Here is a 24,397-nt window from a genome sequence, read left to right on the forward strand (position 1 = left end):
CCCCTTAGACTCGGCCCATCGCGAAGCCCTTCGCGATGTAGTGGCGCACGAACCAGATGACGATGCCGCCGGGAACGATGGTCAGCACTCCCGCCGCCGCCAGCACGCCCCAGTCCATGCCCGAGGCCGAGACGGTGCGTGTCATGGTGGCGACGATGGGTTTGGCATTGACGGACGTGAGCGTGCGGGCCAGCAGCAATTCGACCCAGCTGAACATGAAGCAGAAGAACGCGGCCACGCCAACGCCGGACTTGATCAGCGGCAGGAAGATCGTCAGGAAAAAGCGCGGGAACGAATAGCCGTCCACATACGCGGTTTCGTCGATTTCGCGCGGCACGCCGGACATGAAGCCTTCCAGGATCCACACGGCCAGGGGCACGTTGAACACCAGATGCGCCAGCGCCACGGCCAGGTGGGTGTCCATCAGCCCGAACGAGCTATACAGCTGGAAGAACGGCAGCAGGAACACGGCCGGCGGCGTCATGCGGTTGGTCAAGAGCCAGAAGAACACGTGCTTGTCGCCGATGAAGCGGTAGCGCGAGAACGCGTAGGCGGCGGGCAGCGCCACCGCCAGCGAGATCACGGTGTTGATGACCACGTAAATCAGCGAATTGATGTAGCCCGAATACCAGGCCGGGTCGGTGAAGATGGTGCGGTAGTGCTCCAGCGTGAAATCCTGCGGCCACAGGGTCAGCGTGCTGACGATTTCGGTATTGGTCTTGAACGACATGTTCAGCATCCAGTACAGCGGCAGGATGGCGAACACCAGGTACAGCGCCAGGAAGGCGCCGCGCCACCAGGTGGATGAGTCACGCATTGGCACGCTCCTCGTCAAAGCCGCCGGTGGTGCCGGCGCGCTGCATCCAGTTGTAGAGGATGAAGCACAAGAGCAGGATGATCAGAAAGTAGATGATGGAGAACGCCGCCGCCGGGCCCAGGTCGAACTGGCCCACGGCCTTCTGCGTGAGGTATTGCGACAGGAAGGTGGTGGCGTTGCCCGGCCCGCCGCCGGTCAGGACGAAGGGCTCGGTGTAGATCATGAAACTGTCCATGAAGCGCAGCAGCACCGCGATCATCAGCACGCCGCGCATCTTGGGTAGCTGGATGAACCGGAACACGGCCAGGCGCGAGGCGCCGTCGATGCGGGCGGCCTGGTAGTAGGCGTCTGGAATGGCGCGCAGGCCCGCATAGCACAGCAGCGCCACCAGCGGCGTCCAGTGCCAGACGTCCATGACCAGCACGGTGACCCAGGCGTCGATGTCGTTGCCGGTGTAGTTGTAGTCCACGCCCAGCCACGACAGCGTCGCGCCCAGCAGGCCGATATCGGTGCGGCCGAACACCTGCCAGATGGTGCCCACCACGTTCCACGGGATCAGCAGCGACAGCGCGATGATGACCAGCACGGCCGAGGCGCGCCAGCCGCTGGCGGGCATCGACAGCGCCAGCAGGATGCCCAGCGGGATCTCGATGGCCAGCACGGCCAGCGAAAAGCCGATCTGGCGCAGCAACGCGCCGTGCAGCTCTTCGTCCTGCAGCACGGCGGCGAACCATTCAGTGCCGACGAACACGCGGCGCTCGGGCGAGATGATGTCCTGCACCGAGTAGTTGACGATGGTCATCAGCGGCAGGATGGCGGAAAACGCCACGCACAGGACGACGGGCAGGACCAGGAACCAGGCCCGGTGATTGATCGGTTTCATTGGATCAGTTCCTCGTCGCGGTAAAAGCAGGTGTGCGGATTCAGGGCCGACAGCCATACGGTGGCGCCGGCCGCCATGGCCGCGGCGTCGGCGCCCAGGCGCGCCCGCAGCGGCGTGCCTTCGAAATCGGCCACCAGCAGCGTGTAGGTGCCCACGTCCTGCACCCGGTCGACGCGCACGGGGATGGCGCCGGGCGTCCGGGCGTCGGTCAGGCGCAGGTACTCCGGCCGCACGCCCAGCTTGACCGGGCCGGCGTGGGCCAGCTTGGCGGCCAGGGCGTCGGACACGCCGTCCACGCGGCACTGCCCTACCCGCAACGCGCCGTCGCGCCATTCAGCCGGCAGGAAATTCATGCCGGGCGAGCCGATGAAGTGGCCCACGAAGGTATGGGCCGGACGCTCGAACAGGTCGTCGGCGCTGCCCACCTGGACGGCGCGTCCACGTGCCATCACCATGACCTGGTCGGCGAAGGTCAGCGCCTCGGTCTGGTCATGGGTGACGTAGATCAGCGTCAGCTTGAACTCGTGGTGGATTTCCTTGAGTTTGCGGCGCAGTTCCCACTTGAGCTGCGGGTCGATGACGGTGAGCGGTTCGTCGAACAGAATGGCCGACACGTCATTGCGCACCAGCCCGCGGCCCAGCGAGATCTTCTGTTTGGCGTCGGCGGTCAGGCCGCTGGCGCGGCGGTCCAGCACGTGCGACATCTCCAGCATTTCGGCGATGCGGCCGACGCGTTCGCGGATACGCTCGGGCGGCACGCCGCGGTTGCGCAGCGGAAAGGCCAGGTTCTCGGCCACGGTCATGGTGTCGTACACCACCGGAAACTGGAACACCTGGGCAATATTGCGAGCCTGCGGCGTCTTGCCGGTGACGTCCTGGCCATCGAACAGGATGCGGCCGTGCGAGGGGTGCAGCAGGCCCGAGACGCAGTTCAGCAAGGTGGTCTTGCCGCAGCCCGACGGGCCCAGCAAGGCATAGGCCCCGCCATCGCGGAAGGTGAATTTCAGCGGCAGAAGCGCGTAGTCCTCGTCGGCCTGGGGATGGGCGACGTAGGAATGGGACAGGTCCAGCTCGATCTGCGCCATCAGACCGCCCCTTGCGCGGCGGCGGGGCGCGCGGGCGCGGCCAGCAAGGCCCCGTCGCTGCCGAACGCGTAGGTTTGCGCGGGGTCGAAGTACAGCGTCAGGCGCTGGTCCAGCGTGTAGCGGTGCACGCCGGGCAGTTGCGCGACCACGTCGCCCGCGGCGGTCTGCGCGTGCACGAAGGTGTCGGACCCGGAGATCTCGGCCAGCTTGACCACGCCGTCCAGGCCGATATGGCCGGGCCGCGGCACGACGTCCAGGGCGCCGGCGCGCAGGCCGGCGGTGAGCTCGGCGCCGTCGCCCGGGGGCAGTTGCCGGTCCACCGCGATGCCGCCTTGCAGCGAAAAGCCGCCCTGGCCGCGGCGGGCGGCGAACAGGTTCATCGGCGGATCGCTGAAGGCGCGCGCCACGCGGATGGAGTTGGGGCGGTGAAAGACTTCGGCGGTCGGACCGTATTGCAGCAGTTCGCCCGCGTCCAGCACCGCGGTGTAGCCGCCCAGCAATAGGGCCTCGCCCGGCTCGGTGGTGGCGTAGACCACCGTGGAGCGGCCCTGGGCGAACAGCGCCGACAGCTCGTCGCGCAGTTCTTCGCGCAGCTTGTAGTCCAGGTTGACCAGGGGTTCGTCCAGCAGGATCAGCGGCGCATCCTTGGCCAGGGCCCGCGCCAGCGCCACCCGCTGCTGCTGGCCGCCGGACAGCTCGGATGGGTAGCGGGCCAGCAAATGGTCGATGTGCAGGCGCGCCGCCATGGCGCCCACTTTGTCGGCGATGCCGTCCGCGCCGCGCAGCTTGAGCGGCGAAGCAATATTGTCGAACACCGTCATGGACGGATAGTTGATGAATTGCTGGTAGACCATGGCGACGTTGCGCTGGCGCACCGGCACGCCGGTCACGTCCGCCCCGTCGGCCAGCACCCGGCCTTCGGTGGGCCGGTCCAGCCCGGCCATGATGCGCATCAGCGAAGTCTTGCCCGCCAGGGTCGCCCCCAGCAGCACGGTCATGGCGCCCGGCGCCGGGGCCAGGGTCATCGGATACAGGTGCGTCTGCGAGCCGGCTCGCAAACCTATCCTGTCCAGGGTCAGCTGCATCTGGTCTCCTACCTCTTATACGTCCCCGATTATTCAATCGGGCATCGATACTTGGGTACAGCGGCCCTTGCGGCGCGCAAGAACGCGCCGTTTCAGGTTTTTCTTTCAGATCGCTTTCGTTTTTTGTGCGTTTTACCGAAGAAGCGAACAAAAAACAATCTTGCAGTGCGTCATTATTTTTCGCTTTTGTTGTTTTATGATGCGAACATGACACTGAATCCTAGACAGAGCGCCTTGATCGAAATGGTGCGAGCCCAAGGCTCGGCCACGATCGAGGAGCTTGCCAAACGCTTTGACGTCACGCTGCAGACCGTGCGGCGGGACGTCAACATCCTGTCCGAAGCCGGCCTGCTGTCGCGCTTTCACGGCGGCGTGCGCATCGAAGCGTCGACCATCGAGAACATCGCCTACCGCAAGCGCCAGGGGCTGCATGCCGCGGGCAAGCAACGCATCGCCGAGGCCGTGGCCCGCGCGGTGCCCGATGGCTGTTCGCTGATCCTGAACATCGGTACCACCACCGAGGCCATCGCGCGCGCCCTGCTGCGCCATCGCGGCCTGCGTGTCATCACCAACAACCTGCACGTGGCGGACATCCTGTCGGACAACCCCGATTGCGAAGTCATCGTCGCCGGCGGCGTGGTGCGTTCGCGCGACCGCGGCATCGTTGGCGAAGCCACCATGGATTTCATCCGCCAGTTCAAGGTCGACATCGGCCTGATCGGCATTTCGGGCATCGAGGCCGACGGCACGCTGCGCGACTACGACTTTCGCGAGGTGCGCGTGGCCCGCACCATCATCGAACAATCGCGCGAGGTATGGCTGGCCGCGGACAGCAGCAAATTCAAGCGCCAGGCCATGGTGGAACTGGCGCACATCTCGCAGATCGACCGCTTTTTCACCGACGCGCATCCGCAGGAACCGCTAGCGCAAGTGCTGCTGGATTCCGGCGTGCGCTGCGAGGTCGCCGCCGCACCGAACGCGGCCAAGGCCGCCTGACGCGGCGCCCCGCCCCTTAAGAAACACCGTACTGATTACCTAGCGGCCCAGCCGCCAATGCATATGAACCAAACGCTTGCCACCGTCACCCCGCCCGACCGCAACCGCCTGCTGGCGCAACTGGACAACACGCCCGCGTGGGATGTGATCGTCATCGGCGGCGGCGCCACCGGCCTGGGCACCGCCGTCGACGCCGCCAGCCGCGGCTACCGCACCCTGCTGATCGAAGGCGCCGACTTCGCCAAGGGCACGTCCAGCAAGGCCACCAAGCTGGTCCACGGCGGCGTGCGTTACCTGGCGCAGGGCAACATCAGCCTGGTGCGCGAGGCCCTGCATGAACGCGGCCTGCTCAACCGCAACGCCCCGCACCTGGTGTGGCCGCTGGGCTTTGTGGTGCCGGCCTACAACCTGCTGGACCAGCCCTTCTACGGCATCGGCCTGAAGATGTACGACATGCTGGCCGGCAAGCTGAACCTGTCGCCCAGCCGCTGGCTGTCGCGCCGCGACACCCTGGCCAACGCGCCGACGCTGGCCGAGAACGTCAACGGCCGCGGCCTGAAAGGCGGCGTGCTGTACTACGACGGCCAGTTCGACGACGCGCGCCTGGCGCTCAGCCTGATGCGCACCCTGTTCGACCTGGGCGGCACGGCGGTGAACTACGTGCGCGCCACGGGCCTGACCACCACGGGCGGCAAGGTCGACGGCGTGACCGCGCAGGACGTGCTGGGCGGCGCCACCTTCACACTGCGCGCGCGCTGCGTGATCAACGCCACCGGCGTGTGGGTCGACAGCGTGCGCCGCATGGAAGACAAGAACGCGCAGACGATGGTGGCGCCCAGCCAGGGCGTGCACCTGACGCTGCCGCAGGAATTCCTGCCCGGCAAACGCGCCATCCTGATCCCCAAGACCGACGACGGCCGCGTGCTGTTCGTGGTGCCATGGAACGGCCACACCATCGTCGGCACCACCGATTCGCCGCGCAATGACCTGCCGCTGGATCCGGACGCCGGCGCGCAGGACGTGGACTTCATCCTGCAAACCGCTGCCCGCTACCTCAGCCGCAAGCCGACGCGCGATGACGTCACCAGCGTCTGGGCGGGCCTGCGGCCGCTGGTCAAGGCCACGGGCGATGCGTCCACCAAGTCGCTGTCGCGCGAGCACACCATCCTGGTGTCGCAGGCCGGCCTGGTGACGGTCACCGGCGGCAAGTGGACCACCTACCGCCGCATGGCGCAGGACGTGGTGGACACCGCGATCCAGCACCAGTTGCTGACGCAGGCCAGCTGCCGCACCGAGTCGCTGGCGCTGCACGGCGCGAACGGGCTGGCGCCCTCGCAGGAGCACGCCGGCACGCCGGACAGCTACTACGGCAGCGACCTGCCCGCGCTCAAGGCCTTGCCCGGCGCGGACCGCATGCTGGTCAAGAGCAGCGGCCTGTCCGAAGCGCACGTGCGCTTCGCGGCCCGTTTCGAATTGGCGCGCAGCGCCGAAGACGTGCTGGCGCGGCGCAACCGCGCGCTGTTCCTGGACGCCGACGCGGCGCTGCTGGCCGCGCCCGAAGTCGCGCGCATCCTGGCCGAGGAACTGGGCCATGACGCCGCCTGGCAGCAACGCACGCTGCAGGAGCTGGCCGGCGTGGCGGCGCACTACAAGCTGAAGTAATGCGCGCGGCCTCTGCGCGCGGCGATGTCCGCGCGAAGGTGCTGCAATGTCCGTGTCGGTGATTGGCGGCATCGCCAGCGCGGCAGTGTCCGCCGCCCCGGCTCAGGGCACGCGCAGCGGGCTGTTCTGGATCATTGTTTCAAAGACCCGCAACAGATCGGGGTCGCATTTGGACCCCGCTTCCAGATTCAGGATGCGCAGGATCTCGGCGTGCTTGCGCGCCGGGTGATAGGGCCTGGCGTCGCCCAGCGCGTCGTAGGAATCGGCCAGCGAGATGATGCGCGAGTGCAGCGGAATGTCGTGCCCGGCCAGCCCGTCGGGATAGCCCGAGCCATCGAAGTGTTCGTGGTGGTGGCGCACGGCCTGCGCGATCCGTTCACGCTGCGGCATGTCGCTGTGCAGGATGATGTCGGCGCCCACCGCGGCGTGCGACTTCATGATTTCCCAATCTTCTTTTTCCAGCCGCTTGGGCGAGAACAGCACGCGGTCCGGGGTGCCGATCTTGCCGACGTCGTGCAACCGGGCGGCCACGGCGACGGCCTTCTGCTCGTCTTCGGCCAGGCCGCAGGCGCGGGCCAGGGCCACGCTCAGGGCGACGACGCGGTGGCAATGGCGGCCGGTGGCAAGATCGCGTGCCTGCATTGCGGCGAACAGCGCGGCTTCACAAGATCCCGCGGGCATGGCGGAACAGGCAGCAGGCGCGGACGCGTCCTGCGGAGGTAAGTCTGGAGGCATTAGGCATGGCGCGCGCGGTTGCAACGGAACCGCGCGCCTGTGTCAGAAAGTATCAATTCTGACACAAGCGCGCGGGCCGCGCGGCGCGGCCTTCCGTACAACGATGCGGACATCGGCAGGACGCTGCGGCGCATCCTGACGACATGCGCAGGCGCATGCGCGGGGTCTGCGTCAGCCTTTCAAGCGATCCAGCAACGCCTGCGCCACGCCCACTGACGACGCGGGATTCTGGCCCGTGATCAGGAGCCCGTCGGACACGATGTAGGGGTGCCAGTCCGGTCCCTTGGTGTACAGCCCGCCCAGCGCCGCCAATTCGTCTTCGACCAGGAACGGCACCACGTCGGTCAGTTGCACCGCCGCTTCTTCCGCGTTGGAAAACCCGGTCACCTGGCGGCCCTGCACCAGCGGCTTGCCGTCGGCGGTCTTGGCGTGGCGCAGCACGCCGGGCGCGTGGCAGACCGCGGCCACGGGCTTGCCCGCGGCCAGCATGGTTTCGATCAGCGAGACGGACTTGGGGTCTTCGGCCAGGTCCCAGAGCGGGCCGTGGCCGCCGGGGTAGAACACGGCGTCGTAGTCGGCCGCCTGCACCTCGGCCAGGCGGCGCGTGGCGGCCAGGCGCTGCTGCGCGGCGGGGTCCTGGCGAAAACGGCGGGTGTCGTCGGTCTGCGCATCCGGATCATCGCTCTTGGGGTCCAGCGGCGGCTGGCCGCCCTTGGGCGAGGCCAGCGTCAGCGTCGCGCCCGCATCCAGGAAGGCGTAGTACGGCGCGGCGAACTCTTCCAGCCAGAAGCCGGTCTTGCGGCCGGTATTGCCCAGCGTGTCGTGGGAAGTCAGCACGATCAGGATATTCATGTTGCGCTCCTATGCATCGGGGCCGACGCGCACGATGCGCTTGCCCGCATTTTCGCCCTTGAGCAGGCCCATCAAGCCGCGCGGCGCGTTTTCCAGGCCGTCGACCACGTCTTCGCGATACTGGATGCGGCCGTCTTTCAGCAAGCCCAGCATGGCTTCGCGGAATTCGCCGTAGCGGTGCGCATACTCGTTGAAAATGATGAAGCCCTGCATCTTGATGCGCTTGGTCAGGATGGTGCGCATCAACAGCGGCAGGCGGTCGGGGCCGGCGGGCAGGCTGGTGGCGTTGTAGGCCGCGATCAGGCCGCAGACCGGCACCCGGGCGCGTGGATTCAACAGCGGCAGCACCGCGTCGAACACCGCGCCGCCAACGTTCTCGAAGTACACGTCGATGCCCTTGGGCACCGCGCGCGCCAGCAACTCGGACAAGGCCGGGTCCTTGTGGTCGATGCAGGCGTCAAAGCCCAGCGTGTCGACCACGTAGCGGCATTTGTCGGGGCCGCCGGCGATACCGACCACGCGGCAACCCTGGATCTTGGCCAGTTGGCCCACCACCGCGCCCACCGCGCCGCTGGCCGCGGCCACCACCACGGTTTCGCCGGCCTTGGGCTGGCCGATGTCCAGCAAGCCCATGTAGCCGGTAAATCCGGGCATGCCCAGTACCCCCAGCGAATACGACGGACGGTCGGGCGACTGGCCCAGCTTGAGCAGGCCGGCCCCGTCGGACAGCGCGTAATCCTGCCAGCCGGATTGCCCCAGCACCCACTCGCCCACCGGGTAATCCGGGTGCTGGGACGCCACGACCCGGGAAACGGTGCCGCCCACCATGGGGTGATCCACTTTGACGGGTTCGGCATAGGACGGCGCATCGCTCATGCGGCCGCGCATGTAGGGGTCCAGCGACAGGTAGACGGTGCGCAGCAGCATCTGGCCTGGTCCGGGTTCGGGCACGGCAACGGTTTCCAGGCGGAAATCGCTGTCGGCGGGCTCGCCGTGCGGCCGGGCGGCCAGGACGATGCGGCGGTTGATGGAGGACGATTGCGGCATGGCGTGCAGACTCCTTCTGTTCCTGGTTGGACCATTACACCATCGTTGGCGCGCCGCCTATCCGCCAACCCTGCCGGGTTCCCCTCTTTTAATTAATTAAATATTTAATTAGAATCTGCTCCATGCCGAATCCGCCTGCTCCCGCCCGCCGTCCGGGCCGCCCGCCCCGCCCCGACAACGCCGCCGTCCGCGACCAGCTGCTGGATATCGCCACGGACCTGTTCGCCGCGCAGGGCGTGGCCGCCACCCGCATTGCCCATATCGCCGAACGCGCCGGGGTGACCTCGGCCATGCTGCATTACTACTTCAAGAGCCGCGACCAGTTGCTGGACGCCGTGGTGCTGGAACGGGTGGTGCCGGTGATCAGCTTTGTCTGGAGCCCGGTGCCGCAGACCGCGCGGCGCGTGGACAGCCCGGCCGATACCGCGCGCGCCGTTATCGCCGAAATCGTGGCGCGGCTGGTGCGTTGCGCCGCTGACCGGCCCTGGCTGCCAGCGCTGTGGATGCACGAAGTCGTCAACGAAGGCGGCCAACTGCGCGAACGCGTGCTGCGCCACCTGCCGGCGCAGCGGTTGCAGGTATTCGCGGGGCTCATTGCCGACAGCCAGCGCGCTGGGGCCATCACGCCGGGCGTCGAGCCGCGGCTGGTGTTCCTGTCGATCCTGGGCCTGACGCTGCTGCCGCTGGCCACGTCCGGCCTGTGGCGCCGCATCTGGGAAAACGACCCAGCGACCCAGGCCATCGGGCACCAGGCCATCGCGGCGCACGCCACCGCCATGTTGACGGGCGGGCTGTTTTCGCCGGCCGCGCCGCTGACCGCCAGCCCGGCGCACCCCATGGCCACCGATAGCGGCGACGAGGCCATGCCCGCCGCCATGGCCGATACCCTTCTTCCCCCCACGCCTGCCCCAGGACGCTGATCATGCGCACCGACTCCCCCTTGCGCTTCGCGCTGCCCGTTGCTTGCGCATTCAGTCTGTTGCTGCTGGCCGCTTGCGGCAAAGGCGGCGATGCGGTGTATCAGGGCTACGTCGAAGGCGAATACCTCTATATCGCGTCGTCCGAAGCCGGCCGGCTGGACACGCTGTCGGTGCAGCGCGGCCAACAGGTCGCCGCGGCCGCGCCGCTGTTCGCGCTGGAAGCCACCCGCGAAACCGCCGCGCGCGACCAGGCCGGCGCCCAGTTGGCGGCCGCCGCTGCGCAGTTGCAGGACATCGCCACCGGCAAGCGCCCGGCCGAGGTCGACGTCAACCGCGCCCAGCTCGCCCAGGCCGAAGCCGCCAGCCGCCGGTCGGCGGCCCAGTTGGCGCGCGACACCGCGCAGTTCCGCGCCGGCGGCGTGGCCCGGGCGCAATTGGACGACAGCCGTGAGCAGGCCCAGTCGGATGCGGCGCGGGTGCGCGAATTGCGCGCGCAACTGGACGTGGCCAACCTGCCCGGCCGCCAGGACCAGCGCCGCGCCCAGGCCGCCCAGGTCGACGCCGCGCGCGCCGCGCTGACGCAGGCCGAATGGACCCTGGCGCAAAAGCGCCTGGCCGCGCCCGCCGCCGGGCTGGTCTTCGACACGCTGTACCGTGTGGGCGAATGGGTGCCAGCCGGCAGTCCGGTCGTCAGCCTGCTGCCGCCGGGCAACATCAAGGTGCGCTTTTTCGTGCCCGAGGCGGTAGCCGGTTCGCTCAAGCCCGGCCAGCAGGCCACGGTGCGCTGCGACGGCTGCGGCGATCCCGTGCCGGTGCGCATCGACTACATCTCGCCGCAGGCGGAATACACGCCGCCGGTGATCTACAGCCGCGAAACCCGCGGCAAACTGGTCTACATGGTCGAGGCGCGTCCGGCGCCGGACGCGGCGACGCGGCTGCATCCGGGCCAGCCGGTAGAGGCGGCGTTGCAATGAACGGCGCGCCCGCCTCCCCCCAAACGCCCGGCGGCTACGTCATCGACGTGCATGGCCTGAACAAGCACTTCGGCGACAAACACGTGGTCAACGACGTGTCGCTGCAAGTGCGCGAAGGCGAGATCTTCGGCTTCCTGGGCCCCAACGGCAGCGGCAAGACGACCAGCATCCGCCTGATGTGCGGGCTGCTCACGCCGGATTCGGGCAGCGGCACGTGCCTGGGCTACGACATCCTGAAGGACAGCGCGCAGATCAAGCGCCAGGTCGGCTACATGACGCAGAAGTTCTCGTACTGGGACGACCTGACCATCCGCGAGAACCTGGACTTCGTCGCCCGCATGTACGGCATGCCTCAGCGCCGCGAGACCGTGGACCGCGCGCTGGAAGACCTGGGCCTGAAGAGCCGGGCCGGGCAATTGACGGGGTCGCTGTCCGGCGGCTGGAAGCAGCGCCTGGCGCTGGCCGCCTGCCTGTTGCACCAGCCGCGCCTGCTGCTGCTGGACGAACCCACGGCGGGCGTGGATCCGACCGCCCGGCGCGACTTCTGGGAGCAACTGCACGAGCTGGCCGCGCGCGGCATTTCGGTGCTGGTCAGCACCCACTACATGGACGAGGCCGAACGCTGCCACAAGCTGGCCTACATCTCCTACGGCAAGCTGTTAACGCAGGGCACGGCCGACGAGGTCATTGCCGAGCAGCACCTGACCACCTGGGCCATTCACGGCCACAACCTGGTGCCGCTGGCGCAGCAACTGCGCGGCGCGCCCGGCGTGGACCAGACGGTGGCCTTCGGCTCGGCGCTGCACATCAGCGGCCGCGACGCCGCGCAACTGGAACGCACCCTGAACCAGGCCATCGCCGGCCAGGACTTGCGGCTCGAACAAATCGACACCAGCCTGGAGGACGTCTTCATCTATCTGATGAAGCAGTCCGCCGACAACTTCGCGAGCCCGGCATGAGACGCCACCTGGAAGGCTTTTCGTGGTCACGCTGGTGGAGCATGGTGCTCAAGGAATTCCTGCAGCTGCGGCGCGACCGCATCACGTTCGGCATGATCGTGGGCATACCCATCATGCAGCTGGCGCTGTTCGGCTACGCCATCAACACCAACCCCAAGCAGATGCCCACCGCCGTCATCGTGGCGGACCACAGCCCCTTTACCCGCAGTTTCGTGGCGGCCATGAAGTCGTCGGACTACTTCAATATCGTGGAGGAACTACCCGACGAAGAGGCCGGCCGCGCCGCGCTGGCGCAGGGCCGCGTGCTGTTCGTGGTGACCATTCCGCCGGATTTCACCCGCAAGCTGCTGCGCGGCGAACGCCCAGCCCTGCTGATCGAGGCCGACGCCACCGATCCCATGGCCACCGGGCTGGCGATCGGCTCGGCCAACCAGCTGGCCCAGGCCGTGGCGCAGAAAGACCTGACGGGCCCGCTGGCCCGCCTGGCCGGCGGCCAGCCGCCGTTCGACGTGCGGGTGCACCAGCTCTACAACGAAGAACAGATTTCGCAATACAACACCGTGCCGGGGCTGATGGGCGTGATCCTGACCATGACCCTGGTGATGATGACCGGGCTGGCCATGACGCGCGAACGCGAACGCGGCACCATGGAAAACCTGCTGGCCATGCCGGTGCGGCCGCTGGAGGTCATGACCGGCAAGATCGTGCCGTACATCGCCATCGGGCTGATCCAGGCCACCATCATCCTGCTGGCCGCGTATTTCGTCTTCCATGTGCCGTTCCTGGGCAGCCTGCTCACGGTCTACCTGGGCGCGCTGATCTTCGTGGCCGCCAACCTGACCGTGGGCATCACGCTCTCGTCGCTGGCGCAAAACCAGCTGCAGGCCATGCAGCTGACGATGTTCTACTTCCTGCCCAACATGCTGCTGTCCGGCTTCATGTTCCCGTTCCTGGGCATGCCCAAGTGGGCCCAGTACCTGGGCAACCTGCTGCCGCTGACGCACTTCAACCGCCTGATCCGCGGCATCCTGCTCAAGGGCAACGGCTGGTGGGACCTCTGGCCCGCCATCTGGCCGATGCTGCTGTTCACCGTCATCGTCATGACCGCCGCCGTGAAGTTCTACCGCCGCACCCTGGATTGAAGGCCGCCATGCCCAGCCCTCGCTCGCGTCTTGCCCGCGCCCCGCTCACCCGCCACATTGCCCCGGCCCTCTGCGCCCTGCTGGCGGGCTGCGCGGTCGGCCCCGACTTCACCCGGCCGGCCGCCCCGCCGGTCACGGCCTATACCGCGCCTCGGGAAGACGCGGCCGGCGCGCAGCCCCGTATCACCGCCGCCGATATTCCCGCGCAGTGGTGGCAATTGTTCCGCTCCGACGCGCTGGACGCGCTGGTGCGCCAGGCGCTGGACGCCAGTCCGACGCTGGAACAGGCCCGTGCCCGCCTGCGCCAGGCCGGCGAAGACCTGAACGCCGAGACCGGCGGCCGCCTGCTGCCGGCCGTCGACGCCAATCTTTCCGCCACCCGGCAGAAGGTCGACCCGTCGGCCTACGGCGTGCCGGTGACCGAACAGCCCGCGCCGTTCACGCTGTACAACGCGTCCATCGACGTGTCCTATACGCTGGACGTGTTCGGCGGCAACCGCCGCGCGCTGGAAGGCCTGGCCGCCCAGGTGGACTACCAGTCGCACGAATGGCAGGCCGCGCGCATGACGCTGGCCGCCAACGTGGTCACCACCGCCATCCGCCAGGCGGACCTGAACGAACGCATCGCCATCACGCGCGACCTGCTGGCCGCGCAGCAGCGCCAGCGCGACATCATGCGCCAGCGCCTGGCGGCCGGCGGTATCGCCGAAGCCGACCTGCGCAACCAGGAACTGCTGCTGGCGCAAACCGAAACCACCCTGCCGCCGTTGCAATATCAACTGGCCCAGGCCACGCATCAGCTGGCCACTTACCTGGGTCAGCCGCCCGCCGCCTGGCAGGCCCCGCCGCTGCGCCTGGTCGACCTGACCCTGCCCGCCGAGATTCCCGCCGGCGTGCCGTCGGCGCTGACCCGGCAGCGGCCGGATATCCTGGCGGCCGAAGCCCTGTTGCACCAAGCGTCGGCCGATGTGGGTGTGGCCACGGCCAATCAGTACCCGCGGTTCACCCTGACCGCCAGCTTCGGGTCGCAACGCACGCGGGCCGGCGATATCACCGATGGCGTCAACGTATGGAACCTGGGGCTGGGCGTGGTGCAACCGCTGTTGCGCGGCGGTGAACTGCGCGCCCGCACGCGGTCGGCCCAGGCTGCCTACGAGGCCGCGCAGGCCGGCTACCGGCAGACCGTGCTGGACGGTTTCCGGCAGGTGGCCGACGCCCTGCGCGCCGTGCAGACCGACGCCCAGGCTTTCGACGCCTACGACACCGCCTGGCGCCGCGCCGACGACGCCGCGCGCATCGCCCAGGGCCGCTATCAGGCCGGCGGCATCAGCCACCTGAGCCTGCTCGACAGCCAGCGCCAACTGCTGCAGACGCGGCTTTCGCGCAGCGCGGCCGACGCGGCGCGCTACGCCGACACCGCCGCGCTGCTGCAGGCGCTGGGCGGCGGCTGGTGGAACGAAGCGCAGGAACCGGCACAAAACGCTTCCCCGTAACGCCCCGCAAACCCGCGCCAAATCAGGGTTTGCAAAATCATGTCCGAGAATTCGGGTCAGAAAGTGGTGTTGTGCGACGTTTAGGAATCGGTTGTATCCGATGCATCATGCATGCGCTCAAGCTGCACAGATCTCGACAACGATTCATGAATGACCTACTAGACCTGATCGTCTTCTCGCCCGACCCCCGTCAACGCATGCACCGCAGTGATGCACTGGCGGGAATGGGTTTCTCGCCTCGCAACTGCGAGGATTCCAACGGCCTGTTCCGTCTGTTCCAGGCCCGGCGCACGCCGCTGCTGGTGATGGAAGCCGAATTGACCGACCTGTGCATGGCCGTCGCAGGTCTGCGCGCCATGGACACCACTGCCGGCATCGTCGCGGTATCCACCTTCGATTCCCCCGAAAACCGCATACTGGGCTTGCATTGCGGCGCCGATGCGTGCTTTCAGCCCGAAGTCGCCACTGCCGAGATCGCCGCGGCGCTACAGGCCCTGGTGCGCCGCGTGCCCGTGACCGGCCGCCGGCCGCTCGAGGCCGAGCCGCGCGCCGCCACGGCGGGCGCCGCCGACGGCAACGGCAAATGGCAGTTCCAGGACGCCGCCTGGACCCTGGTCAGCCCGCGCGGCAAGCGGCTGGCGCTGACCCAGGCCGAGCGCGACTTCCTGCTCAAGCTCACCACCAGCCCGGACAAGCGCATGCCCCGCGGCGACCTGCCGCCCGGCGATCCCCATGCCGGCCGCGAATCCGTGCGCCGCACGGACGTGGTCGTCAGCCGGCTGCGGCGCAAGGCGCAGGAAACCAATATGGAATTGCCGATACGGACGGTGTGGGGCTGGGGGTACGCGTTTACGGGGGATATCTAGGGCCTGTTCACACTAGAAGGCGCCTCGCATGAGTACCCAAATGAGTGACTATCAAGGTGCGAAGCGCAGTCGCGGCCGGCCCCCGGCGAGCATTCGCAACGCTGAGAGGCGCTCATTTGGGTACTCACCCTTCGGGCAGGCCGGCCCGGAACGAGGCTGGGCCGGCGGCCGGGCGGCGTATCATGCGACGTGGGGCGCCCTTGCCGGCGCTGGCCCCTGTTCAACCTCATCCGCCTTCGTCCCGCCATGGAAGTCTACGACCGCCTGCAAGCCTTGCTGACCCAGCACCAGGCCAGCTACCGCCTCATCTCGCACCCGGCCGCCGGCCGCTCGGTGGAGGTCGCGGCCGTGCGCGGCACCGCCGTCAGCCAGGGCGCCAAGGCGCTGGTGTGCCGCGTGAAAATATCGTCCAACCAGCGCAAGAACGTGCTGGCCGTGTTTCCCGCCGACCAGCAGGCTGACCTGGAAGCCATCGCCCGAGCGGCCGGTGGCAAGAAGGCCTCGCTGGCCTCGCAAGACCTGGCGCGTGAACTGACCGGCTGCGAGATCGGCGCGATTCCGCCCTTCAGCTTCAATCCGGACCTGCACCTGATGGTGGACCCGACCCTGCGCCAGCGGCACGATGAAATCGTGTTCAACGCCGGACGGCTGGATGCCTCCATCCTGATGCGCACCGAAGACTACTTCCGGCTGGCAGCGCCGCAAGAGGCGCCGCTGATCAAGAACTAGCCAACGCCCAGAGCCTGCCTTGTCTCGCCCGATCAGCCCATCCCGCGCCCGCGCTTCCAATATGCGCTGGCTGATGAGCCTGGCGCACATGGAGCCGTCGCCAGTCAGCCGCTGGGTGGCCCTGCGCGCCGCCCTGGCTATCGGCCTGCCGACCGCCGCAGGCCTGGTGCTGGACCAGAGCGCGGCGGCCGCGCTGGTGGCGTTGGGCGCCCTGCCCGCCATCACCGGCGACAACGGCGGCCCCTACCGCAACCGCGCGCTGTCCATCGGGTCCACCGTCTTCGGCGGCGCGCTGGGCTACTTCCTGGGCACGCTGCTGGCCGGCCACGGACTCTGGAGCGCCGCGGGCATGACCGTGCTGGTGCTGCTGGCCAGCCTGGTCGGCACCTTCAACAACATTGCCGCCGTCGCCACGTTGCAGTTCGCCACGTATGTGATCGTGGGCGCCAGCCTGACCTCGCCCCTGCCGCCCTGGCTGCCGTCGGTGCTGGTGGGAGCCGGCGGACTGTTCGGCCTGGCGCTGACGCTGCTGGGCTGGGTGGTCAACCCCATCGCGCCGGAACGCGCGGCGGTGGCGCTGGCCTACCGCAAGCTGGCCGCCATGTTCGCGGCCATCGGCACTTCGCGCATCATGACCGCGCGCCGCGACATGGAAGCCGCCATGACCACCGCCTACAACACGGTCCTGGCCGCGCGCGGCCGCGCCGCGGGCCCCTCGCCGCGGCTGGCGCGATTGGCCGCGCAACTGCAGGCCTGCACGCCGCTGTCGGACGCCGCCTTGGCGCTGGCGCGCGCCGGCCGGGTGCTGCCGCCGGAAGGCGCGCGGGTGATGAACCGGCTGGCGGACCGCGTGGAAAACGACGCCCCGCCGGCTCCGGCCGACGACATCGCCACGCTGCGCCAGGCCGGCTTGGCGCCCCTGGCCGATGCGCTGGCCGGGGTGCAGCCGCTGCTGGACGGCAGCGGCCCGGCGCAGCCATCCAGCGACTTTCCGGCCCTGCCGCCGGCGCGGCCGCGCACGCCCTGGCGCGTGCTGGCGCAGACCTACCGGCCGGGGCCGACCACCCGGCGCTACCTGATCCGGCTGGGGCTGTGCCTGATCGCCGCCGAGGCCGTCGCCCACGCCTTTGCGCTGCCACGCTCTTACTGGGTGCCGCTGATCGTGGTGGTGGTGTTCAAGCCAAACTTCGGCTCGGTCTTCGCCCGCGCGCTGCAGAGCTGCGCCGGCAGCGTGGTCGGCGTGGCCATCAGCGCCACCGTGCTGGCGCTGGACCGCAGCGGCATCGCCAGCCTGGTCACGGTGATCGCGCTGGCTGCGCTGCTGCCCTGGTCCATCCGACGCAACTACGGCCTGTTCTCGGCGATTCTGCTGCCCATCCTGATGCTCTTGATCGGCGCGCTGCAGCCGGGCAGCTGGCCGATCGCGCTGGCGCGGCTGGTGGACGTGGCGGTGGCCGCGGGCATCGTGCTGGCGGTGGGCTACCTGCCCTGGATGCGGATCGAACGCCACAACCTCGATCAGGCGGTGGCCAATGCCATCGACACGCTGGCCGCCTATCTGAATACCGTGTTCCAGGCCGACGCCGCTGCCCGCCATGAGCTGCGCGCCCAGGCCTACGCCCGTCTGTCGGACCTGCGCATCGCGTTGCAGCGCGGCCTGTCCGAGCCGCGCCTGGTCAGCCGTCGGGCACTGGCCTGGTGGCCGGTGGAAGTGGCGCTGGAGCGCGTCGCCAATGCAGTGTCGGACACCGCGTGGTCATTGCCTGCCGGCCAGCCGCCACCTGCGCCGGCCGAACTGGCGCAGCTGGCTGCCGTGCTGCACGCGATGGCCGAGGCCGTGACGAATGGCGCGCCGGTGACGCTTGACCCGGTCACCGCGCCCGTGCCAGCACTGCACGAAGCGGCCGCCGCCATCGAATCCCTGCGCGCGACGCTGACGGGCCCCGCGTTCGCGGCCACGCCCGGCAAGCCCGCCCCCTCGCAACCGAACGCCAACCAGGTCTGAACCATGTGTCTTGCCGTCCTGGCCCTGCACGCCGTGCCGGGCATCCCCGTCCTGATCGCCGCCAACCGCGACGAGTTCCACGCCCGCCCCACGCTGCCCGCCGCGCAATGGCCCGACGCGCCGCAGGTCTACGGCGGGCGCGACGGCCTGGCCGGCGGCACCTGGATGGGCGCGACCGCCCGCGGACGCTACGCGCTGGTCACCAATTTCCGCGAACCCGGCCGGCAGATCGCCGATGCGCCGTCGCGAGGCGCGCTGGTCGAGGACTTCCTGCGCGGCGCCCTGCCGCCCGCCGATTACATCGTCGCCGCGCATGCCGCGGGCCAGGCCTACAACGGCTTCAACCTGATCGTGGGCGATGCGCGCGGCGCCTGGTACGCCAGCAACCGCGACACCGCGCCGCGTGCCCTGACGCCGGGCGTGTATGCCCTGTCCAACCATCTGCTGGATACGCCGTGGCCCAAGCTGGCGCGCACCAAGACGGCCTTTGAACAGGTGTTGAAGGGCAGCCCCCAGCCCGATCTGCCTGCGCTGTTCAGCGCGCTGGCAGACAACCGTCCCGCCGACGATGCCGATCTGCCCGCCACCGGCCTGCCACTGGATCGCGAAAGACTATTGAGCAGCCCGTTCATCATCAGTCCGAACTATGGAACCCGCAGCTCGACCGTGCTGGCGCTGCGCGACGATGGCGCCGGCGAGCTGACCGAACGGCGTTTCGCCCCCGACGGCTCAGTCAGCGGCGAAAGCGCCCTGGCCTTTGCCTGGCGCGACGAGGGCGCAAGCGATATCCTGAAATAGGCTGCGGAAACAATCCGTAGGCATCCCTTGCTGCCTGCGGCGAACTCGCCACGCACATCTGGGTCGAATCCTGTGTCGCGTGATCATTCCGTCAGGAGAACCTCATGAACAAGCGCATTGAACGTTGCACCATGGCCGCCGTCATGGCCCTGGGCACCCTGGCCGTCGCCGGCGTCCTGTCCACCGCGCAGGCCGCCCTGCCGCCCGTCAAGCACCAGGGCAGCGTGCAGTATGTCAGCGGCGGCATCGGCCTGGACGAATCCGAAGCCCTCAAGGCCGCCGCCAAGGACTACCCCCTGGCGCTGACCTTCGCCGCCCAGCGCGACGGCAAGGCCGACTACGTCGCCAGCGTCGCCGTCAGCATCCACGACGCGCACGGCAAGGAAGTCCTGAAAGCCGAATCCGAAGGTCCCTACATGCTGGTGAAATTGCCGGCCGGCAGCTACAAGATATCGGCCACTTTCAATGGCAAGGCGCAAGACCGCGAAGTGACCGTGCAGAACAGCGGCACGGCGCGCGCCGTCTTTGAATGGAAGTGAGGCGCCACGCGCCGTGATGCGCGCTTGCGCTCACGGGAACGTTGCCGAGGGGCTGCGGCCCTTGAACACGTGGGCCGCCGCTTCGATTTCGTTGGTCCAGATCCCGCCGGCATACCCCGCGGGCACGCGGCGCATGTCGTCGGGCGTGTCGATACCGGTCGAAAACCCTTCCCCGTGATATGGCCCGACCAGGAACGCGCGGCTGCCCGCCTCGCGCAGCCGCGCCTGGAACCGGCCGGGCCAACCCCACAGCCAGGGCGCGACATTGATCGGCACCATCAGCAGCCTGCCATGGCAGGCCTGCGGCACCTGCCCGGTCCAGCCCATTGCCGCGTAGCGCAGCAGGCAGGATTTCAGGCCCGAGCGCGTCAACGTCAGCACATCCGGCGACAACTCGCGCAGGCGCGCCATCGGCTCGTCGCCGCCATAGGCCATGAAGTCGCGGCGCCGCTCGGGCGTCAAGGCATTGAACACGCGGGCCAGGGCCTCGCCCTCGGCCGCATCGCGGCTCTTGATGTGGATCAGGAAACGCTGGCGCGGAAAGGCGGCCAGCACCTCGTCCAGCGCCGGCATCAGCCCCACCCCGCGGCCCCGGAAGGGAAAAGTCTTGCCCCCGTCCGCCGTGTAGCCGTAGCCGATATCCAGCGCCTTGAGCTGGGCCATGGAATGCTCGCGCGTCACGCCGCGGCCGTCCGTGCGGCAGTCCAGCGTCCAGTCATGGAACACCGCGAACTGGCCGTCCGTGGTCGGGTGCACGTCGATTTCGACGATGTCGGCGCCCGCGTCGAAACTGACGCGCATCGACGCGATGGTGTTTTCCAGGTAGCTGTGGACCGGCGGCAGGATCCGCGTGGCCGTGCAGGTATCGGGCTGCATGCCGGCCGTGCCGTAGCGCTGCGCGACGCCGCGATGCGCCAGCAGCGTCGGCTGCGCGCCCGGAGCCGGCGCCGTCCAGTCGGCGTTGCCGACATAGATCAGCGCCGCCGCCGCGACGGCGGCGCCGGCCGCGATGCGCCGCTTGCGCACGCGGCTACACACCCGAGAACAGGATGGCGATCGTGAACCCCATGCCGATCGTCCACACCAGCGAGCGCAGCGCGCCCCAGCCCGCCAGGTACATCGCCAGATAGCCCAGCCGCACACCCAGCCAGCAGGCCATCAACGTGGCCACGTGCGCGGGCGGCGCCTGGTTATACAGGGCGAACAGCACCGCCCCGAAAAAGAACGGCAACGCCTCGAAGGTATTGATCTGCGCCGCGTTGGCGCGCGCGCGCCAGCCTTCCTGGCGGGCCAGCCAGGCGCGCGGATCGTTGTTGTCGAACTTCTTGCCGCCGGCCTTGGCCACAATCGTCGAGATGAACGGCAGGATCGCCGCCGCCAACATCAACCAAGCGATCATTTTCATTGCAGCTCCTTGTACGGGCGGAACGTCTCCCGCCAACTGGCGGCAAGCCGATGCCGCCGCTGCGGCATGGTCGCCTGAAAGCGCGAAAATGAAAAGCCCGGGCGCTTGCGCTGCCGGGCTTGCCGCGGCGCGGTCCGGCCACGCCTTCGTGGATGGCGGACCGGGTGTGCGGCCCTTGGATACGCCCGCATACACTAGCGGGCTTGCGACGCCGCCGGGGCACGCCTTGGGATGTCGGGCCGGTTGTGCTTCCGCGTGGACTTGTCCGCGGGGCGGCGATGCCGGATCACCCACTCGGACGCAGGCCGCCGCCATTCGTTTCAATGCAGGAAGATTCATGCCGCTCGCTTCTCCCGGTTCGCTCTTGTTCGTCGCCGCCGCCCTGTTGTGGCTACCCGCCACCCGCCGCTGGTCACTGCTGCCGCTGGCCGCGGCCTACGCCGGGGCCTGGAGCCAAGGCGGCATCGAACCGCTGGCGCTGGTGTGGCCGGCCCTGTTGGCGGTGGCCGCGAGGCTGATCCGCCCGGCCGCGCCGCCCGCCCTGCGCGCCGCCGGTCACACGCTGTTCCTGGTGTTGGCCGTACTGCTGTTCCTGCACTGGCTGCCGGGCTATCACAACCCGCTGGTGATTCCGCGCGCCGCGCTCACGCCCGACGCCGTGCCCTTCGGTATGTACCTGAACCTGGACAAGCCGCTGGTCGCGTTCTGGGTCATCCTGGCCGCCGCGCCCGTCATGGCGGGTGTCAACGCGCGCACGACCCTTGCCGCCGCGCTGACCGCCTGCGCGGCCGCTCTCGCGGCATGCCTGGGGCTGGCCTTGATCCTGGGCATGGTGGGATGGGCGCCGAAATGGCCCGAGTCCGGTTGGCTCTGGCTGGTCAACAACGCCTTGCTGGTGACGCTGACCGAGGAAGCGCTGTTCCGCGGCTATGTGCAGCAGCGGCTGACGCAGGCGTGGCGTGGCCACCGCTACGGCGCTATCGCGGCGCTGTTGACCGCCGCCGTGCTGTTCGGACTGGCCCATTATGCCGGCGGCTGGCAATGGATGCTGCTGGCCGGCATTGCCGGCGTGGCATATGGCGTGGCTTACCGCTACGGCGGCCTGACGGCCGCGGCGCTGGCCCACCTGGGCCTGAACGCGGCGCACTACGGGCTGTTCACCTACCCGATGCGCGCGATCCTCAATTGAAACGCGGGCCTGGGACCCCGCCTGCGGCCATGCCGCCAGCGCAATCCCAAGCCCGCGCTCGGATTCGGTCAGGCCACGCCGGGGCTGCCCAGGCAGGCAGCGCCCGAGAAACCAATCAGGCCATTCAGGCCGGCAACGCCGGATAGTCCGTGTAGCCCGCCGCGCCCGCCGAATAGAACGTCGACGAATCCGGCGCGTTCAACGGCGCATTCCGTGCAAAACGCTGCGCCAGATCGGGGTTGGCGATGTATTGCACGCCGAACGCCACCGCATCGACACGGCCCGCCTCGATCGCGGCTTCAGCCGATTCGCGCGTGTAGCCTTCGTTGCCGATGTACACGCCGCCGAACGCTTCGCGCAGCTGCGGGCCGATGCTGTCGGCGCCTTCATGTTCACGCACGCACAGGAACGCCAGGTTGCGGCGGCGTGCCGCCCGCGCCACATAGCTGAACGTCGTCAACGGATCCGAATCGCTCATCGTGTGCGAATCGCCGCGTGGCGACAAATGCAGGCCGACCCGGCCCGCGCCCCACACGCTCACGCAGGCGTCGATCACTTCCAGCATCAGGCGGGCGCGGCCTTCCAGCGAGCCGCCGTAGCCGTCGGTGCGGTGATTGGTGCCGTCCTGCAGGAACTGATCCAGCAGATAGCCGTTGGCGCCGTGCACTTCCACGCCGTCGAATCCGGCTTCCTTGGCCAGCAGCGCGCCGCGGCGGTAGGCCTCGACCACGCCCGGGATCTCGTCCGTTTCCAGCGCGCGCGGCACCACATAGCCGCGCTTCGGGCGTACCAGGCTCACATGCCCGTCCGCCGCGATCGCACTGGGCGCCACCGGCAGCTCGCCGTTCAGGAACACCGGATCGGAAATCCGGCCCACGTGCCACAGCTGCGCAAAAATGCGGCCGCCGGCGGCGTGCACCGCCTCGGTCACCTTGCGCCAGCCCTTGACCTGGTCTTGCGACCACAGCCCCGGCGTATCGGCATAGCCCACGCCCTGCGGCGTCACCGAGGTCGCCTCGGTCAGGATCAGCCCCGCGCCGGCGCGCTGGACGTAATACTCGGCCATCAGTTCATTGGGCACCCGGCCTTCGCTGGCGCGCTGGCGAGTCAACGGGGCCATGATGATTCGGTTCGGCAGGGTCAGATCGCCCACGCGCAGGGGTTCAAACAACTGGCTCATACAAACAATCCTTGCCCGGCGGTCGGGCGCTAGGTAGCGGCGGCAGGCTACATATCTTGGTTCAATTGCTGCAAAAACGCGGCAATCACAGGTTCATTGCGACGAAAGAACACCCACTGCCCCACCTTCGTGGGCGTAATCAGCCCCGCGCGCTGCAGCACCGCCAGGTGTGAAGACACCGTGGACTGCGACAGCCCGCAGCGCCCATCGATATGGCCCGCGCACACCCCGTTTTCAAAGGTATGCCCCGGCCGTTCCTCGAAGTGCGCCTCCGGCGTCTTCAACCACGCCAGGATCTCGCGGCGCACCGGATTCGCCAGCGCCTTGAGAATGGCGTCGGCATCAATATCCGGAGCGGCCGCCGCAGCGGTGGAAGGAAGGGTCGTCATATTCAAATATCGCAATTTATCGAATCTTATATCGAGACATCTCGATATATAGTCATGCCCCTACAGCCTGAGGGGCTTTCCGCCGCCGGAGCGCTGGAGATACCAGACCAGCACAGCGCCCCTACTCGCCCTGCACCCGCCCCCGCAACCGCTTCACCTCGCCATGCAGCACCTTGCGCTGCACCCGCCGCCGCTGCGACGCCCGCGTCGGCTTCGTCGCCCGCCGCGGCTTCTCGACCTTCGCCGCCGCCCGCACCAGATTCACCAGCCGCTCGATCGCCTCGGCCCGATTCTTCTCCTGGCTGCGAAACGACTGCGACTTGATGACAATCACGCCATCCTTGGAAATCCGATGATCACTCAACCCGCACAAGGCGTCCTTGATCTCGTCCGGCAACGACGAGGCCCGCACATCAAACCGCAGATGCACGGCACTGGAAACCTTATTGACGTTCTGCCCCCCGGCGCCCTGCGCCCGGATCATGGAGAACTCGAGCTCGCGCTCGTCGATATATAGAGAATCTTGAACATGAAACATAGCGCGTAAGTATAAGTGTTCCCCTCCGACGCCCCGCCAAGAACTACACGGCAGAACACCACTCAGCCCCAGCCAAGCCCCCCCGCCAGCCACGACCAGTCCTCAACGG

Annotated in this window: 25 protein-coding genes; 13 read left to right on the plus strand and 12 right to left on the minus strand. The window is 68.4% G+C overall.

Features of this window, described 5'->3' with window-relative positions:
- Positions 1 to 4 precede the first annotated feature (4 nt).
- The 4 genes from A9974_RS22560 to A9974_RS22575 are packed head-to-tail and all read right to left on the minus strand — an operon-like array spanning position 5 to position 3,870.
- Positions 5 to 817 carry a carbohydrate ABC transporter permease gene (locus A9974_RS22560; RefSeq protein ID WP_183006413.1) on the minus strand — a complete coding sequence of 271 codons (813 nt, stop codon included), beginning with the start codon at positions 815 to 817 and terminating at the stop codon, positions 5 to 7.
- Positions 810 to 1,700: a carbohydrate ABC transporter permease gene (locus A9974_RS22565; RefSeq protein WP_183006414.1), complete on the minus strand. Its 891-nt coding sequence runs from the start codon at positions 1,698 to 1,700 to the stop codon at positions 810 to 812. The genes A9974_RS22560 and A9974_RS22565 overlap by 8 nt, the downstream gene beginning before the upstream one ends.
- Positions 1,697 to 2,785, minus strand: a complete 1,089-nt coding sequence (locus tag A9974_RS22570; RefSeq protein ID WP_183006415.1) for an ABC transporter ATP-binding protein — start codon at positions 2,783 to 2,785, stop codon at positions 1,697 to 1,699. The genes A9974_RS22565 and A9974_RS22570 overlap by 4 nt, the downstream gene beginning before the upstream one ends.
- Positions 2,785 to 3,870: an ABC transporter ATP-binding protein gene (locus A9974_RS22575; protein ID WP_183006416.1), complete on the minus strand. Its 1,086-nt coding sequence runs from the start codon at positions 3,868 to 3,870 to the stop codon at positions 2,785 to 2,787. The genes A9974_RS22570 and A9974_RS22575 overlap by 1 nt, the downstream gene beginning before the upstream one ends.
- Positions 3,871 to 4,077: 207 nt before the next feature.
- Between A9974_RS22575 and A9974_RS22580 the strand changes: the two genes are divergently transcribed.
- Positions 4,078 to 4,866, plus strand: a complete 789-nt coding sequence (locus tag A9974_RS22580) for a DeoR/GlpR family DNA-binding transcription regulator (protein ID WP_025136358.1) — start codon at positions 4,078 to 4,080, stop codon at positions 4,864 to 4,866.
- A 63-nt stretch (positions 4,867 to 4,929) separates the two neighbouring features.
- Positions 4,930 to 6,528: a glycerol-3-phosphate dehydrogenase/oxidase gene (locus tag A9974_RS22585; RefSeq protein ID WP_183006417.1), complete on the plus strand. Its 1,599-nt coding sequence runs from the start codon at positions 4,930 to 4,932 to the stop codon at positions 6,526 to 6,528.
- Positions 6,529 to 6,630: 102 nt separating this feature from the next.
- Here the strand turns inward: A9974_RS22585 and A9974_RS22590 are convergent, their stop codons facing one another.
- The 3 genes from A9974_RS22590 to A9974_RS22600 form a co-directional block, all read right to left on the minus strand.
- Positions 6,631 to 7,263 (minus strand): HD-GYP domain-containing protein, encoded by a 633-nt coding sequence (locus A9974_RS22590; protein ID WP_370539675.1) that lies wholly within the window; start codon positions 7,261 to 7,263, stop codon positions 6,631 to 6,633.
- 171 nt (positions 7,264 to 7,434) lie between these two features.
- Entirely contained in the window at positions 7,435 to 8,115 is a 681-nt protein-coding gene (locus A9974_RS22595) for a type 1 glutamine amidotransferase domain-containing protein (RefSeq protein WP_183006419.1), read from the minus strand.
- 9 nt (positions 8,116 to 8,124) lie between these two features.
- On the minus strand, positions 8,125 to 9,162 hold the full coding sequence (locus A9974_RS22600) for an NADP-dependent oxidoreductase (protein WP_183006420.1): 1,038 nt from the start codon (positions 9,160 to 9,162) through the stop codon (positions 8,125 to 8,127).
- 122 nt (positions 9,163 to 9,284) lie between these two features.
- Between A9974_RS22600 and A9974_RS22605 the strand changes: the two genes are divergently transcribed.
- The 10 genes from A9974_RS22605 (at position 9,285) to A9974_RS22650 (ending at position 19,587) form a co-directional block, all read left to right on the plus strand.
- Positions 9,285 to 10,082 (plus strand): TetR/AcrR family transcriptional regulator, encoded by a 798-nt coding sequence (locus A9974_RS22605; RefSeq protein ID WP_183006421.1) that lies wholly within the window; start codon positions 9,285 to 9,287, stop codon positions 10,080 to 10,082.
- Between the two features lie 2 nt (positions 10,083 to 10,084).
- On the plus strand, positions 10,085 to 11,056 hold the full coding sequence (locus A9974_RS22610) for an HlyD family secretion protein (protein ID WP_183006422.1): 972 nt from the start codon (positions 10,085 to 10,087) through the stop codon (positions 11,054 to 11,056).
- Positions 11,053 to 12,015: an ABC transporter ATP-binding protein gene (locus A9974_RS22615; RefSeq protein ID WP_183006423.1), complete on the plus strand. Its 963-nt coding sequence runs from the start codon at positions 11,053 to 11,055 to the stop codon at positions 12,013 to 12,015. The genes A9974_RS22610 and A9974_RS22615 overlap by 4 nt, the downstream gene beginning before the upstream one ends.
- Positions 12,012 to 13,157 carry an ABC transporter permease gene (locus tag A9974_RS22620; protein WP_183006424.1) on the plus strand — a complete coding sequence of 382 codons (1,146 nt, stop codon included), beginning with the start codon at positions 12,012 to 12,014 and terminating at the stop codon, positions 13,155 to 13,157. The genes A9974_RS22615 and A9974_RS22620 overlap by 4 nt, the downstream gene beginning before the upstream one ends.
- Before the next feature lie 8 nt (positions 13,158 to 13,165).
- Positions 13,166 to 14,650, plus strand: coding sequence for an efflux transporter outer membrane subunit (locus tag A9974_RS22625; protein ID WP_183006425.1), 1,485 nt, complete (start codon positions 13,166 to 13,168; stop codon positions 14,648 to 14,650).
- Between the two features lie 146 nt (positions 14,651 to 14,796).
- Positions 14,797 to 15,516 carry a response regulator transcription factor gene (locus A9974_RS22630; protein WP_183006426.1) on the plus strand — a complete coding sequence of 240 codons (720 nt, stop codon included), beginning with the start codon at positions 14,797 to 14,799 and terminating at the stop codon, positions 15,514 to 15,516.
- Positions 15,517 to 15,762: 246 nt separating this feature from the next.
- Positions 15,763 to 16,245, plus strand: a complete 483-nt coding sequence (locus tag A9974_RS22635; protein WP_183006427.1) for a YbaK/prolyl-tRNA synthetase associated domain-containing protein — start codon at positions 15,763 to 15,765, stop codon at positions 16,243 to 16,245.
- A 19-nt stretch (positions 16,246 to 16,264) separates the two neighbouring features.
- Positions 16,265 to 18,250 (plus strand): FUSC family protein, encoded by a 1,986-nt coding sequence (locus tag A9974_RS22640; protein WP_255468299.1) that lies wholly within the window; start codon positions 16,265 to 16,267, stop codon positions 18,248 to 18,250.
- A gap of 3 nt (positions 18,251 to 18,253) precedes the next feature.
- The gene (locus A9974_RS22645) at positions 18,254 to 19,048 is read left to right on the plus strand and encodes an NRDE family protein (RefSeq protein WP_183006428.1); all 795 of its coding nucleotides are present in this window, start codon (positions 18,254 to 18,256) and stop codon (positions 19,046 to 19,048) included.
- A 104-nt stretch (positions 19,049 to 19,152) separates the two neighbouring features.
- Positions 19,153 to 19,587: a carboxypeptidase regulatory-like domain-containing protein gene (locus A9974_RS22650; protein WP_183006429.1), complete on the plus strand. Its 435-nt coding sequence runs from the start codon at positions 19,153 to 19,155 to the stop codon at positions 19,585 to 19,587.
- A gap of 30 nt (positions 19,588 to 19,617) precedes the next feature.
- Here A9974_RS22650 and A9974_RS22655 read toward each other — a convergent pair whose 3' ends face one another.
- Both A9974_RS22655 and A9974_RS22660 read right to left on the minus strand, forming a co-directional pair.
- The gene (locus A9974_RS22655; RefSeq protein WP_370539676.1) at positions 19,618 to 20,613 is read right to left on the minus strand and encodes a glycerophosphodiester phosphodiesterase family protein; all 996 of its coding nucleotides are present in this window, start codon (positions 20,611 to 20,613) and stop codon (positions 19,618 to 19,620) included.
- Between the two features lie 4 nt (positions 20,614 to 20,617).
- On the minus strand, positions 20,618 to 20,992 hold the full coding sequence (locus A9974_RS22660; protein WP_183006430.1) for an MAPEG family protein: 375 nt from the start codon (positions 20,990 to 20,992) through the stop codon (positions 20,618 to 20,620).
- Between the two features lie 337 nt (positions 20,993 to 21,329).
- On the opposite strand from A9974_RS22660, the gene A9974_RS22665 reads away from it, so the two are divergent.
- Positions 21,330 to 22,181, plus strand: coding sequence for a CPBP family intramembrane glutamic endopeptidase (locus A9974_RS22665; RefSeq protein WP_183006431.1), 852 nt, complete (start codon positions 21,330 to 21,332; stop codon positions 22,179 to 22,181).
- 124 nt (positions 22,182 to 22,305) lie between these two features.
- Here A9974_RS22665 and A9974_RS22670 read toward each other — a convergent pair whose 3' ends face one another.
- From A9974_RS22670 to arfB, 3 genes are all read right to left on the minus strand, one after another.
- Complete coding sequence (locus A9974_RS22670; protein WP_183006432.1) at positions 22,306 to 23,361, minus strand: alkene reductase; 1,056 nt, start codon at positions 23,359 to 23,361, stop codon at positions 22,306 to 22,308.
- 47 nt (positions 23,362 to 23,408) lie between these two features.
- Positions 23,409 to 23,750: a helix-turn-helix transcriptional regulator gene (locus tag A9974_RS22675; RefSeq protein ID WP_183006433.1), complete on the minus strand. Its 342-nt coding sequence runs from the start codon at positions 23,748 to 23,750 to the stop codon at positions 23,409 to 23,411.
- Between the two features lie 121 nt (positions 23,751 to 23,871).
- Entirely contained in the window at positions 23,872 to 24,288 is a 417-nt protein-coding gene (gene arfB, locus A9974_RS22680) for an alternative ribosome rescue aminoacyl-tRNA hydrolase ArfB (RefSeq protein WP_025140447.1), read from the minus strand.
- Between the last annotated feature and the right edge of the window lie 109 nt (positions 24,289 to 24,397).

The organism is Achromobacter sp. UMC71 (assembly GCF_014170305.1).
Lineage (GTDB): Bacteria > Pseudomonadota > Gammaproteobacteria > Burkholderiales > Burkholderiaceae_B > Achromobacter.